The sequence below is a fragment of the Peribacillus sp. SRI_006 genome, assembly GCF_057586375.1.
In genome coordinates, this window is sequence record NZ_JBYCZT010000009.1 from 98,376 (window position 1) to 112,313 (window position 13,938).

10 protein-coding genes and 3 pseudogenes are annotated in these 13,938 nt (G+C 37.8%); 2 read left to right on the forward strand and 11 right to left on the reverse strand.

Going from position 1 to position 13,938, the window contains the following annotated elements:
- Window positions 1-161 precede the first annotated feature (161 nt).
- The 8 genes and pseudogenes from AC2YHV_RS14540 to AC2YHV_RS14575 all read right to left on the reverse strand — a co-directional run.
- Window positions 162-358 (reverse strand): annotated as a pseudogene (locus AC2YHV_RS14540) (aldehyde dehydrogenase family protein); the annotation flags it as partial.
- A gap of 142 nt (window positions 359-500) precedes the next feature.
- Window positions 501-623 (reverse strand): annotated as a pseudogene (locus tag AC2YHV_RS14545) (SPFH domain-containing protein); the annotation flags it as partial.
- Between the two features lie 210 nt (window positions 624-833).
- Window positions 834-1,517 carry a C40 family peptidase gene (locus tag AC2YHV_RS14550; protein WP_430756109.1) on the reverse strand — a complete coding sequence of 228 codons (684 nt, stop codon included), beginning with the start codon at window positions 1,515-1,517 and terminating at the stop codon, window positions 834-836.
- Between the two features lie 815 nt (window positions 1,518-2,332).
- The gene (locus AC2YHV_RS14555; RefSeq protein WP_487373482.1) at window positions 2,333-3,388 is read right to left on the reverse strand and encodes an aldose epimerase family protein; all 1,056 of its coding nucleotides are present in this window, start codon (window positions 3,386-3,388) and stop codon (window positions 2,333-2,335) included.
- A 255-nt stretch (window positions 3,389-3,643) separates the two neighbouring features.
- Entirely contained in the window at window positions 3,644-5,038 is a 1,395-nt protein-coding gene (locus AC2YHV_RS14560; RefSeq protein WP_283928675.1) for a sugar porter family MFS transporter, read from the reverse strand.
- A gap of 307 nt (window positions 5,039-5,345) precedes the next feature.
- Window positions 5,346-6,770, reverse strand: coding sequence for an L-arabinose isomerase (araA, locus tag AC2YHV_RS14565; protein WP_411738408.1), 1,425 nt, complete (start codon window positions 6,768-6,770; stop codon window positions 5,346-5,348).
- Between the two features lie 51 nt (window positions 6,771-6,821).
- Entirely contained in the window at window positions 6,822-7,517 is a 696-nt protein-coding gene (locus AC2YHV_RS14570) for an L-ribulose-5-phosphate 4-epimerase (protein ID WP_487373483.1), read from the reverse strand.
- 22 nt (window positions 7,518-7,539) lie between these two features.
- A complete protein-coding gene (locus tag AC2YHV_RS14575; protein WP_487373484.1) occupies window positions 7,540-9,150 on the reverse strand; it encodes a xylulokinase in 1,611 nt (536 codons plus the stop codon).
- 338 nt (window positions 9,151-9,488) lie between these two features.
- Here AC2YHV_RS14575 and AC2YHV_RS14580 point away from each other — a divergent pair, with 338 nt between their 5' ends.
- On the forward strand, window positions 9,489-10,580 hold the full coding sequence (locus AC2YHV_RS14580) for a substrate-binding domain-containing protein (RefSeq protein WP_487373485.1): 1,092 nt from the start codon (window positions 9,489-9,491) through the stop codon (window positions 10,578-10,580).
- A 20-nt stretch (window positions 10,581-10,600) separates the two neighbouring features.
- Here AC2YHV_RS14580 and AC2YHV_RS14585 read toward each other — a convergent pair.
- Window positions 10,601-10,803 (reverse strand): annotated as a pseudogene (locus AC2YHV_RS14585) (IS110 family RNA-guided transposase); the annotation flags it as partial.
- 793 nt (window positions 10,804-11,596) lie between these two features.
- Window positions 11,597-12,040, reverse strand: coding sequence for an Lrp/AsnC family transcriptional regulator (locus tag AC2YHV_RS14590; protein WP_063575991.1), 444 nt, complete (start codon window positions 12,038-12,040; stop codon window positions 11,597-11,599).
- Between the two features lie 119 nt (window positions 12,041-12,159).
- Between AC2YHV_RS14590 and AC2YHV_RS14595 the strand changes: the two genes are divergently transcribed.
- Window positions 12,160-12,705 (forward strand): cysteine hydrolase family protein, encoded by a 546-nt coding sequence (locus tag AC2YHV_RS14595; RefSeq protein WP_487373486.1) that lies wholly within the window; start codon window positions 12,160-12,162, stop codon window positions 12,703-12,705.
- 553 nt (window positions 12,706-13,258) lie between these two features.
- Here the strand turns inward: AC2YHV_RS14595 and AC2YHV_RS14600 are convergent.
- Window positions 13,259-13,897, reverse strand: a complete 639-nt coding sequence (locus tag AC2YHV_RS14600) for a LysE family translocator (RefSeq protein ID WP_487373487.1) — start codon at window positions 13,895-13,897, stop codon at window positions 13,259-13,261.
- Between the last annotated feature and the right edge of the window lie 41 nt (window positions 13,898-13,938).

Genomic DNA, 13,938 nt, shown 5'->3' on the forward strand with positions numbered 1-13,938 from the left:
AATTTTAAAAAAGGAGTGTTTTATTATGAGTAATTTAGAATTGTTAACTCCGGAGATCAAAAGTTACCTTACGAATTCCCGACTGCTCTTAATATGCCGACCTAACCGGGACTCCCTATAAAAGTGAACATCGCAATTCGTTCATCCTCTAAAAGCTATTTACCTGTTTCCTGCCCAAACCCGTAAACCACATTCAGAAAACCTGCAGGCAATCCAGCTTCAGAAAAAATTTCTGCGATCTTGCATGCAATGAGTGGCGTCATTTATGCTGGCTTCAACACAATTGTATTTCCCGCTGCCAATGCAGGAGCTACCTTGTATATGGTGAATTAAACGGGGAGATCGCACCGATAACACCTTTATCGAACATAATTGGCTGCATTAGATATTTCTTGTAAAGTAAACACCTCTTAAACTTTTACACCTATTCATTCTTACTCTTAAAAGATAAAATACCTTATGTACACTATTAATATATCGTGTACATAAGGTATATAAAAATCCCAAACATCTTTAATGGTGAACGCTACGATAATGAGTCCAACTTTAGCTAAGTCCTGCGAGGCTACCCTCTGTACCTCCTGGGAAAACATTTCATGGTTTTTATAAACTTCCTCGACTGTCTTATGTGAGAATTAAAGAAATTATATGTGGTATATAGAGTATCCATTATACCCAAGTGTTTCCGGGAGCAATAAAAGCTAAAATTGTATTTTAAAAAAATTTTATGTATCAATACCGATTCTACCATCCATAGGACTTCTTAGTATCCTAACCTATTGCTAGAACTAGAAAAGCCAGTCTCTTCAAAAAAGAACTGGCAACTTTCTCTATTACATTCTTTTTGCTCCTACATATCTTTTCTTCCAATAACTATTATCCATGGAGGAAATGCTTACACCGTTTGATGAGGAGCTGTGTATGAATTGATTGCCGCCTATATATATACCAGCATGTGAGGCACCAGTTTTATAGGTTTCATAAAAGACCACATCTCCAACTTGTGGTTTGGACACCTTTGTCCCCTTTTTATAAATTTCCGATACCGTTCTTGGTAATGTGACATTTGCGCCTTTATCAAAAGCGTATTTTAGGAATCCGCTGCAATCAAAACCTTTTGGTGTAGTTCCACCCCATACATACCGTACATTCAAATGTTTCTTTGCTTCCTTCACTATCGCAGTAGATTTATTGTTTGTTTTATTTACATTAGCTACGTTGGAGGTCTTCTTTTTTACTCCCAAAGCTTTATATGTATTCGGACCGGCAATACCATCAGCTTTTAAACCTTTACTTTTTTGGAACTTTACGACTGCACTTTTAGTAACGGTCCCAAAATATTTAGTTGTATTATTACTCTTAAAATATTGTTTTTTCTTTAGAACCTCTTGTAATTGTTTTACTTCTGTATGAGTCATTCCACTTTTTAATGTACGATCGCCCAATGCAGCATTACCAACCAACGGATTTGATAGTAACAATCCAGAAACAACAAAAGATGCTATGATTTTTTTCATTTTCTCCCCCGATTAAATCTCTTTTTTATCATTTTATCACCTTTAAGTGACACACACATTTACCTAATTTTACATTATTATTACAAATGCATACATAAAGTGAGTATAAAATACAAAATAACCAAAATATTGCTCATGTTTTCGAAGGGTAGTAATTAAGAGTAAATTCCTTGCTTTTTATTATAGTAACCATCCGGTTTGGATAGCCTCCTCGTACTGTGATATATTTTCCACTCCTTACATTTTATTATTTTCACTAGTTACAAATCCTTGAGCTTATTAAATACATCGAAGTTCTGACATTAATTTGGGATATTCAATTTAATCCTCTCAACCTTAAATTAGGTGGTGTCTAATAAAGGCATATCGCTCACGACAATAATGCCTGAATATTTTTCGTGATGCCATTCCATTCTTGTACAATTCTGCCTTGTTTCGTACAAAACAATCGAGTGAATGATTTGTAGGGGACAATCGTTAATTTTTGTTAAGGCATAGGAAAAGCACCTCCTTTGATACAAGGATAGTATCAGGGGGTGCTACGAATAGAATATGTGCTGTTTAAATGAGTGCTTATCTTTAACCTTAGTTTTACAGCCCACTATCTAACTGTTTACGCTTAAAGATATAAGTTGTCCTCTATCCTCGAAAACTCAGTTCGAGTGAATGGCTAACTCTTATTCCGCGGGAATCCTACCTGTTACATGCCACGAGCTTTGCTCGATCGTTCTTACAGTCACGGATGTTGATTCCAACTAGCAGCCGAATCTATGTAAAATTATTGAAATGAAATCAGCCAATTCTACTATTTAACACTAACTGGAACCTTCAGCTGAGTGGGTACTGACCTCAATTTTGTATTTTGTTTGGGAAGTATAATTTTGGCCTGCTAAAAGAAGAATATCCCCAAAACCTTCAAACTCAATCGCTCCTGGAGCAGCTTGGGTTTCAAACGTTATTCCGCCGTGTTGAATTAATTTTTCTCCGTGCATAAGTGGCACATCTTTCACAAAGTTTGCCGTGTAAATGACAACCGCAGGCTCTTCTGTGTATACCTCGACTGTTATTTTCTGGTCAGGACTAATTAATTTGGCTGCAGTTTGATGAAGTCCTGGGCGCGTAAGGAAGAATGGATGATCGATCCCTTGAACCTTTTTAACTTCTGCGTCAATGGCTTCAAAGGTTGATTTTAATTTCTTCGGGGTTCGAAAATCATAAGGCGTGCCAATTGTGCTTCGCTTTTCCCCAGTTACCGTGCTATCTTCATTTACTGGTGCAAATTCTTGAGAAGAGATTTGTAAGAAATGATCATCGATTGGATGGCTGGGATGCCCTGTTAAGTTAAAATAGACGTGATTGGTCGGATTAAAAACGGTGTCTTTATCACTTTTTGCTTGATAGCTCACTGACCAAATATTTAAGTTGTCCAATGTGTAAGTCACACTTACTTTCAAATTCCCCGGAAAACCATTCTCGCCATCAGGTGAGTCGGTTGAAAAGATGATCGAAGCACTTTCATCCGTCTCCTTCACTTCATAACCCCAGATTTTTTCATCGAATCCAGGGCTGCCACCGTGTAATGTATTCCCTAATTGATTTACAGACGTTTGATAACGTGATTCACCAATCGAAAATTCGCCATTTTTTATTCTTCCAGCGACTCTTCCTATTGTTGCTCCATAATACGTTTCTTTTTTGTAATCCTCAATCGAGTCAAATCCCAATACGATATTATTACGACCCGATTCCGTTAGGACGAACAGATTGACGATTCTTGCACCAAAGTTCGTAACTTCCATTCTTACTCCATGATCATTTTCTATCGTAAACAGCAAGACATCATTTCCAAACGAGCTTTGTGCTACTTTCATTTTTATCGGCTCCTTCCCTATTAAATTCCTTCATATAAATAAAAGCTAAAACACCATAAATTGCATAAAAAGTTCAGCTAACATTTTTAATAATTGTAAAGCCCGAAGTAGCAACCTCGGGCCTAAGAAAAGGAATCATATGAGTAAATCAACATATTCTTGATGAAGTATTTTCCTTATTGCCCCCTGATTTAAAATCTCTTCTATTCTGGTATAGCCTCTTTTAATTCCGCTCCAAACCTTAATAGGTCTAATTTAAGCACTTTTCCCCTTAGCTTGTCTACTTTCCCCAATTTTTTCAATTTCCTCCAAAGTATGACCTCGAGTTTCGGGAACGCATGTCCGAATAAATAAAACACCAAGTAAACAAATAGCACCGAAGATTGAAAAAACAGCTTCTTGAGACATCGAAGCGGTCATGATCGGAAATAGCAGGCCAACCAAGAAAGAACCAATCCAGTTAAATGATGAAGCCACTCCTGACGCCCGCCCGCGAATTACCAGCGGGAAAATTTCTCCAACTATGACCCAAGTTAATGGAGCCCAAGTGAATGAATAAAGAGCTACATAGATACTTAAGAAAACAACCATCATCATCGGATTTGCATTAGGAATTAATACATTCAATATCGCCGGCAAAATAAAGGATAGCCCCATAATCGTTCCGCCGATTGTTAATAAAGTACGGCGATTAAATTTATCAGCAATCATTAGGAATATTAATGAACCTAGTACGAGAATAACCCCTTGAATAATTGGCCACAGCAATACTGAGCTGGCTTCATGCCCTGTTGCTTTTTCCACAATCATAGGAATGTAATAAAAAATTGCGTTTGCTCCCTGGAACTGTTGAAACGCAGCAACACCCACACCAGCCATTACTAAATAACGGTATTTATTACTTAAAAGGGTACCCCATGATGCTTTTTGATTTACCTTTTCTTCCTCTTTAACAGTTTCTTGTATTTGTGTTATTTCAGAATCAATTTGTTCTTTGTCGGCGCGAATATAGCCCAACACCCTACGAGCTTCATCCATTTTATTGTTCTTAATTAAAAAACGTGGTGATTCGGGTAACCTGGACACTCCAATAAATAAGATCAAAGCAGGTACGGCAGCCAAACTAAGCATCAACCGCCATGCCATTGTCCCTGGTAAGTCTTTCAATAAATAAGCGACAATGTATGAAAGCAACATTCCAGAGACAATCATTGTTTGGTTAATTCCTGACAGACGTCCACGTAAACGTGCAGGCGCCATTTCCGACATATAGGCTGGGACCAACGCAGAAGCAGCTCCAACAGCCAAGCCTAATAAAATCCTGGCAACAATCATAAAAAGGATTCCGTTATGAGGGGATATTCCTGCCAAAATGGATCCAACAGCAAAAATGATAGAAGATATTAAAATCATTTTGCGCCGTCCTAAACGATCGGAAAGTTGTCCGGCCATGGCACCTCCAAAAATAGCTCCAAACATCAACGAAGAGGTAATCCAGCCAATGGCACCTGGGTTGTTTTGAAGGTTCCAATCATGTTGCAGAAAAGGCAAAGCACCCGTCATAACGCCGATATCATAACCGAAGAGAATGCCTCCAAAAGCCCCAAAAAAATAAATGAATCCACTTGAGATTTTCTTTTCATTAACCATTTAAGTTCCCCCTAAAGGTTTTAAAATTATATTTAATCCCACTACTAAAATATTGATTGCTTTTTGAGAAATAATAATAGTGTTTTCAACCACAAATACATGCCAGTTTCCGTCGTAAAAGTTATTTGTTAGGATGAATTCCGTGTCGTCATTGTCTATTAAAACGCTTTCATCTTTTCCCTAAAAACCACGAAAACGCTTACGAAAATAAAGGAATCATACTAATGGTCACTATTTCCGTTCTTCAACTTCTGGATCACCTATTTTTTCCCTCCAAGGAAGCGGAGCCTCCTTGGAGGGAGAGACATTACTTAATAACTACGTATTCCAAGCCAACAAGTTTGGCATAGGTTATGATTTGGTCTGTTGTTAAATTCAATGAAACAACTGTATGGTGACCGCCACCATTCTCAAGCCAAGCTTTCACACCATCTTGGAAGTTTGGCTTCACTTCCCAAAGTACACGGGCAACTGGCAGGTTTGGTGCTGGAACTGTTGGCTCGAATGCAGAAACTTCATTAATCAAAAGTTTATAGTTTGTACCAAAGTCTGCCATGGAAACAACGACACCGTCTCCTGCTTTGCCGTCGAATACTAAACGTGCTGGATCTTCACGATCACCTATACCTAATGGAGATACGACAATTTTTGGTTTGTTACTTGCTAAAGATGGGTCGACTTCGAGCATATGTGATTGAAGGATTGATTCTTGTCCAGCAGCTAATTCATATGTGTAATCTTCCATAAATCCAGTTGATTGGTTATGGCTCATCACTTTCAGTAAGCGATCAAGTGCTGCCGTCTTCCAATCCCCTTCACCCGCAAAGCCATATCCTTGTGCCATCAAACGTTGGACGGCAAGACCAGGAAGTTGTTTCATCCCATATAAATCTTCGAAATTCGTTGTGAAGGCCGTGTAACCACCATCATCAAGGAACCGTTTAATCGCAATTTCATAGCTTGCCTGTACCTTTACGCTTTTCTCCCAATTTTCCCTACTGTAGGTACCATAATCAAATTCATAATGGCCTTCGTATACTGCAAATAAAGCATCAATTTCTTCATCAGTAACCGCATTTACATATTGAACAAGGTCTCCGATTCCAAAATAGTCAACTGTCCACCCAAATTGGATTTGCGCTTCAACCTTATCCCCTTCGGTTACTCCAACGTTACGCATGTTGTCACCAAAGCGAGCGACCTTAATGTTGAAGCTTTCGTTATAAGCAACCGCTACGTCCATCCATTGTGCAATTTGCTGCCGCACTTCAGGACGCTCCCAATAACCTACAACAACTTTATTTTGTTTTTTCAATCGGGCATTGATATAACCATATTCACGGTCACCATGAGCGGATTGGTTCAGGTTCATAAAGTCCATATCAATCGTTGCCCAAGGAATACTTTCATTGAATTGTGTTGCTAAATGAAGCAATGGTTTTTGTAATAATTTTGTTCCACGAATCCACATTTTTGCAGGTGAGAAAGTATGCATCCAAGTGATGACACCGGCAACTTCGTCACGATAGTTGACTTCTTTCATGATGCTTGTGATTTTATCTGCACTAACAGCTAAATCTTGCAATACAAGTGGATAGGGTAAAATACCGCTTTCATTTAAAGCATCGGCTATCGTTTGTGCATTCGCCTTGACCTCTGCTAACGCTTCTTCCCCATATAGATGTTGTGATCCTACGACAAACCAAAATTCCTTTTTTTCCGTTGTTAACATAATAAGCCTCTTTTCTTTATCTAATAGGTTGATAATTTGATAGAGTTGATCTTACTTTTGACCGTAATAAGCATATTTTCCATGTTTTCGTAAATAGTGTTTATCCAAAATATTTTGTGGTAATTCTTTTGCAAAATGATTTAATTCCCGTGTAAATAAATTCATTTTCGAAACTTCATCCAACACCACACTATTCATTACGGCGGATTTTGCATCTTTTCCCCAAGTAAAGGGACCATGACCATGAAGTAAGATACCAGGAACGGCTAAAATGTCTATCCTGCGCTCTTCAAATGTTTCGATGATTAACTTCCCAGTCTCCACTTCGTACCCACGATCAATCTCCTCTTGTGTTAGGTAGCGGGCACATGGGATGGATCCATAAAATGTGTCTGCATGAGTGGTGCCCATCGCTGGAACATCAAGGCCTGCTTGAGCCCAGATTGTCGCCCAAGTTGAATGAGTATGCACAATGCCGCCGATTTCTTGGTAATATTTATAAAGTACAGCGTGAGTCGCTGTATCTGATGAAGGCCTCAACTCTCCTTCAACAACATTGCCATCTAAATCAACAACAACCATATCGCTGGCTTTCATCGTTTCGTAATCAACACCACTAGGCTTGATAACAAATACACCGCTTTCACGATCGATGGCACTCGCATTTCCCCATGTATATTTCACGAGTCCATATTTAGGCAAGTCCAAATTTGCTTGATATACCTCTTCTTTCAGTTGTTCTAACACGTCAATCCCTCCAGTTTTCCACTCATAACATCAAATTGTCTACAGCGGCCTGCTCAATCACTAAACCCTTCCTGTATCTTTCAATAAATGCTTCAAATCCTTTAACATCTACTTGATCAGGATAAATTTCTTGCCCATCAACCTCTTCGAATACTTTTTTGTCGAGGAAGTCTTCTAAACTTTCTTTTTGTTCTTTATTCATCATGTAAGATGCAAGAATCGCCATTCCCCACGCGCCGCCTTCTCCTGCTGTTGACATAACTGATACTGGAGCATTCATTGCAGCCGCAACAATTTTTTGTCCAACAAGAGGGGTTTTAAATAAACCACCGTGAGCCAAAATACGATCAATTGCAACATTTTCTTCTTTTGTCAAAATACCCATTCCGATTTTCAATGCACCGAAAGCAGTAAAAAGGTGAGTGCGCATGAAGTTTGCTAAATTGAATTGACTCTCAGGCGAGCGGACAAATAATGGTCGCCCTTTTTCCAATCCTGTGATATTTTCACCTGATAAATAACCGTAGCTAAGCAAACCGCCACCATCTGGATCCGCTTCCAAAGCTTTATTCAACATTACTTCAAATAATTTATTTATATCAACCTTTTGTCCCATTGCCTCAGAAAATTCACGGAACAATCCCAGCCAAGCATTGAGATCACTTGAACAGTTATTCGCGTGAACCATTCCAACGGGACTTCCATTTGGTGTAGTTACCAGATCAATTTCTGGATATACTTTTGAAAGTTCTTTTTCTAGTACAATCATCGCAAAAACGGAAGTTCCTACTGAGATGTTTCCGGTACGTTTCCTCACACTATTCGTAGCAACCATTCCAGTCCCAGCATCGCCTTCCGGTGGACAAATTGGAGTGCCTGGTTGTAAATTTCTTGATCTATCGAGGATTTTCGCTCCAATTTCGGTTAATTCACCCGCCTGCTCGCCTGAAATGTAGACTTTAGGAAGAATCTCTTTTAGCTTCCAAGGATAACCTTTCGTTGCAATTAATTCGTCAAACTGCTTGACCATTGATTCATTGTAATCTTGCGTTGATTCATCAATGGGGAACATGCCTGAAGCATCTCCAATGCCAATTGCTTTATTTCCAGTCAATAACCAGTGAATGTATCCAGCCAAAGTCGTAATACAATCAATGCGAGGCAAATGTTTCTCTTCATTTAATATCGCTTGATAAAGGTGAGCAATACTCCATCGTTCAGGGATATTAAATTGAAATTGATCAGTTAGTTCTTTTGCGGCAACTCCTGTTGTTGAGTTACGCCAAGTTCGAAACGGAACAAGTAGCTCCCCTGTACTGTCAAAAGCCATGTACCCGTGCATCATTGCGGAAAATCCAATAGAACCTATTTTCCGAATGGTAATTCCATAATTCCGTTCAACTTCTTGCTTCATTTCACTATAAGCTGTTTGCAGACCAGTGATAATATCCACTAAGTTGTACGTCCAAATTCCATCTTCCAAGAAATTTTCCCACTCATAACTTCCAGATGCGATAGTTTCATGATGATTATCAATCAACACCGCTTTAATACGTGTGGATCCAAATTCGATTCCAAGTGAAGTTTCTCCCCCGGTAATCGCTTGTTTAATTTTTAATATATTCGTTTGCACGTTAATCCCCCTTCTGTCAGCGCTTTCAATAAAAGGAGGCGCTTAAATTTATTAACAACCATATTATATTTTTTGTACGTACATTTGTCAACGTTTTATATTATTTATACTTACAACTTTCAGACGAAATACTCCATCCTCACCTTAAAGCCATGAATTTGTATTAAGGGAAGTTATACGACATGAAACCTAAAGGTAAATAGGGTGAATTTATAACTTTATACAAAAAATAAGATGATTTGTTTTAATTTATTCAAAAATTATGGTAAAATATGTCCGCACAAATATTTTAAGCGCATAAATTAGAATGCAAACAACTATGGAAGAAGTGAGGTTTAATGAAACCAAAGTATCAGGTAATCATTGATGATTTAAAAAATAAAATCCTTACAGGTGAATATAGTGTAGGGGAACAAATTCCTACTGAATCCGTCATGCAAGAAATGTACAACGTTAGCAGACACACTGTACGAAAGTCCATTTTAGAATTATCAAACGAGGGATTCTTGAGAAGTGAAAAAGGATCTGGCACATATGTTAGTAACCAATATCAATCAAAATCTGGTGGCAATTCCAAAAATAAAACGATTGGTGTAATCACGACCTACATTTCTGATTACATTTTCCCTTCTATTATCCGCGGAATTGAAAGAAGATTGAATGAAGATAATTATTCGTTACTATTAGCCAGTACAAATAATGATGTCGAACAAGAAAAAAAAGCCTTGGAAATGATGTTGTCATTTGGCGTGGATGGTATGATCATTGAACCTACAAAAAGCAATCTATACAATCCCAACATCGGTTACTACCTATCATTTAAGGAACAAGAGGTTCCATTCATCATGATCAACGCTTATTATGAAGAATTAGAGTTTCCTTACTTTTGCCTGGATGATGTGCAGTCAAGCTACCTCGCAACAAAAGAATTGATTTCGAAAGGACACACCCAAATCGGACTCATTGCTAAAATGGATGACCTACAAGGAAAGTATCGAATGAAAGGGTATATAAAAGCACTTGGAGAAGCCAAATTACGCTTTCAACCAGAACAATTGCTTTCGTATACTACAGAAACGAAGCTAGACCTATACACGAACTTGAAAGAGTTCCTAAATGAAAATAGAGACGTGTTGACTGCCATTGTTTGTTATAACGACGAGGTAGGGTTGGAAGTAGTAAATGTATGCAGACAACTCGATATTTCTATTCCCGAACAATTATCAATTATTGGCCAGGACAATTCCTATATTGCGAAAAATGCCAATATCAAACTAACGACATTAACACACCCACAAGAACAAATGGGACATGATGCAGCTGATTGGGTCATTAAGAAATTACAAGGAAAGAAGGATTTACCAAACGAAACCTATTATCAGCCAGTGTTAATTGAAGGCGAAACTGTTAAAGAGTTAGACATACAATAACCTTAGTGTGTGATGACTATAGGCTCCACTCCCAAAATGGCTGCCTCCATCCATTTTATTAAACCAACAAATCCATCTTCATTATTTTCAAATGCAAATGGGTCTACGATTACAATTCCACGGGAATTCACTGATCTAGCACATGTAATTGTTGGGCAATATCCACTCCAATGGAAATTCCATCGTTTAGTTGATTTTGTTTATCTTGAATTTTAAACTTCATATTAGGGTTCCTCATAGGGTTTTGAGTTAGTGTGGTGTCTTACCCATATCTCACTGAGGAGCCCTATTTTTTTAAAAAAGCTGAACCCGTTTTGTTCATAAGAAAAAGGCTGCAACAGCAACCTCCCTTTTTAAAGCAAGACCCATTAGTTCAGTAATTTTTAATAAAACATCATTTCTAAGGAAATTGGAACAAATAGTAAAACTGTTGCAAACCAAATGGGGTAGCTAAACGAGCAGAAGAAATTGCTTAATCAACAATTATGGCTAACGTAACCTGCAACGAAGAGAGTACTACATTGAGCACGTAGATGAACAAAATGGAACAGGTTCAATCCATTCACTTGTTAACCTGGTAAAAAACAAAGTGTATGTACCCAGCTTATAAGAACAGTAATTTGTCCATATTTCTTCGATACATTAATTAACTTCCACCTTCGGGTATGGTTTCATGTTAGATTAAGTTCATGGACCATCTTCGTTAACAATCTATCCCCTTGTTTAAGTCTACACCATATCTCTTTGCCACCTCTTTGCTGACGGATTCCCGCTTTTACCCACATCCCTCGCGATTAAGGGAATAATAAGAAAGCTGACCCTGCTACTACGGTAAACAAATTCCAACACCAACATCAGCAAGCGCATAATCATCTAACGTTTTACTTTTCCCTTCGAATCTACGATATTAAAAAAGACTATTCCCACTGCTACTGTCCCAGTCGAACATCCCCATACTTGAAACGATTCATGATGATTGGGAATACAGTATCTTCTTTTTAAAAAAAATATATTTATTAAATTGTCGCAGTCAACGGATTATGTTGCTTAATTTCTTGTATTGATAGATTTAACGAATAGTTCCCATAATCGAGAATTTTATTAAGAAAAAGATTCAATAGTTCTTGAGAGTTAACTTTTATTTTTAAATGGTAACAACCTTCTCCCGATACTCGGTGAGCTTCAACTATCTCATTTCTATCATTAATAAAACGTATAAACGAATCATGGTTTGCTGTTTCCATATAAATAATGACAAATGCTGTATAAGAAAGTCCTAATTTCATTTCATCGACTATTAGTGAGTAGGCTTTAATTACTCCATTTTCCTCAAGTTTTTTAATCCGATTTCCTACTGCTTGTCCCGTCATATGAATTTGTTCACCTAAGTCTTTCCACTGAATACGTGAATTTTCGGATAATAACCGAAGGATTTGAAAATCAATGTTATCAAGTTCCATAATAAATTCCTTTCACCATGAAATGCTTTGATATAAAAGTGTTTCATCAAAGTATCGATAGAAATCAATATATCATTTATCATTATTTTGTACTAAAATTTTTTAAAGAGGTGGAAAAAATGAGCACAGCTTTAATCATTGTCGATATTCAAAATGACTATTTTCCAAATGGAAAGATGGAATTAAGCAACCCTGAAAAAGCAGCCGCTAATGCTGCTAAAGTTCTTGAATGGTTTAGGCAGAATAACAAAGATAATATTTTTCATGTCCAGCATATCGCTAGTGATCCTGGGTTAGGCTTTTTTCTTCCGAATACGGATGGAGTTAAACTGAATGAAGCTGTTCTACCATTAGAACACGAAAGCATTATCATAAAACATTTCCCCAACAGCTTTTTACAGACTGAATTAGAAAGCAAATTAAAAGAAAAAGGAGTAACAAAGCTAGTGATTACAGGTATGATGACGCATATGTGCATTGATGCCACAGTCAGAGCTGCAGTGGATTTAGGCTTTGAAACTACTCTTTTTGAAGATGCATGTGCGACAAGGGACTTATCTTATCAAGATAAGGTCGTTCCAGCTGAACAGGTCCATTATGCCTTTGTCAGCGCACTTAACGGTATGTATGCCAATGTAATTTCGACCGAGGATTTCCTGGAATAAGAAAATAATACAACCTTGTAGAACCAATAATTTATTATAAGTGGGAGCTTGTTTTTAAACAAGCTCCCAGACTGTAGACAAACTCGATGAAAAAAATTGAGTTTGTCTATTTTTATGACTTGTACAATTTGGACGTTGATTGGAACGTAAGGCACTCGCTTTCCGCGGGCGGTCGGGGAGCCTCCTCGGCTTTCGCCTGCGGGGTCTCCCCTAGACGCGCTTTTCTAAGCAGGAGTCTCGTACACCCTCTCCAATCAACTTTGTCTTACCTTTTAGATAGAACACTTTTGCCAGGAGTCATTTTTGTTTTAAAATAGAAGTATTAAAACTTGAGGTGATGAGAATGCCTTCTAAACATGATTCTATTCAGGGAGATCAACTGGTACCTGCGATCTAGGTGGTTCGTAAAATTGAGGCTGCCATTGACTTTAAAGCATGCAATTGTATGGGAATAACAACCAAAAGTCATCTTCAATGATAAATCCAGGCATAAAATATCTTTCCATTTCGTTTTACTTATTATCTTAGTAGAATCGACTTTTATCAAATACTCTTATGTTTTGGAGGGGCTCGCAAAGACGGAGAATACCCCTAGAACAATATATAAATAACCAGTTATCCGATTCTGCAACCTAGAATTCAATTCAGTACCCAGAATCCGCTTTCTAATACTTGCTGCAAGTACTGCATACAGACCATCACTAATAAAAGCTAGGATAATAAATATAGTTCCTAAAAGTAAAAATTGTATTGTGACTGATACGGCCGAAGGTGATATGAATTGCGGAAAGAAGGCTAAAAAAAAGAGTGCTGTCTTAGGATTCATTACTTCCACGAGCGCAGATTCGTAAAATATCTTTACTAACTTTTTACTAGGGGCTTTTGGAATTTCTGAAGTCGTTCGATTAGATTTAAAAAATAAAGTCCTGCACCCCAGATAGATAAGATAAGCAGCACCCAAGTATTTAACGATATTAAAGGCTGTTGCTGATGTCATAAGAATCGCTGAAACTCCAACCGCTCCAGCTAAAACGTGAACAGAACCGCCAAGTGATACACCAAGAACTGATACTATGCCCGCTTTCTTCCCTTGGTCTATACTTCTTGCCATAATATACAACACAGCCGGTCCAGGTATTATTAACAATGTAGCAGCAGCAATTACAAATAGCCAAATATTAGAAAACTCCATAAAAAGCAACTCCTTATTGTATTTTGGCACAAGATTTATTG

Excerpts from the sequence above, each read along its gene's own strand:
- AC2YHV_RS14560 (WP_283928675.1), bottom strand. The coding sequence starts at position 5,038 with ATGGTTAATGAAAAGAAAATCTCAAGTGGATTCATTTATTTTTTTGGG.
- araA (WP_411738408.1), bottom strand. The coding sequence starts at position 6,770 with ATGTTAACAACGGAAAAAAAGGAATTTTGGTTTGTCGTAGGATCACAA.
- AC2YHV_RS14600 (WP_487373487.1), bottom strand. The coding sequence starts at position 13,897 with ATGGAGTTTTCTAATATTTGGCTATTTGTAATTGCTGCTGCTACATTG.
- AC2YHV_RS14580 (WP_487373485.1), top strand. The coding sequence starts at position 9,489 with ATGAAACCAAAGTATCAGGTAATCATTGATGATTTAAAAAATAAAATC.
- AC2YHV_RS14595 (WP_487373486.1), top strand. The coding sequence starts at position 12,160 with ATGAGCACAGCTTTAATCATTGTCGATATTCAAAATGACTATTTTCCA.
- AC2YHV_RS14555 (WP_487373482.1), bottom strand. The coding sequence starts at position 3,388 with ATGAAAGTAGCACAAAGCTCGTTTGGAAATGATGTCTTGCTGTTTACG.
- AC2YHV_RS14590 (WP_063575991.1), bottom strand. The coding sequence starts at position 12,040 with ATGGAACTTGATAACATTGATTTTCAAATCCTTCGGTTATTATCCGAA.
- AC2YHV_RS14550 (WP_430756109.1), bottom strand. The coding sequence starts at position 1,517 with ATGAAAAAAATCATAGCATCTTTTGTTGTTTCTGGATTGTTACTATCA.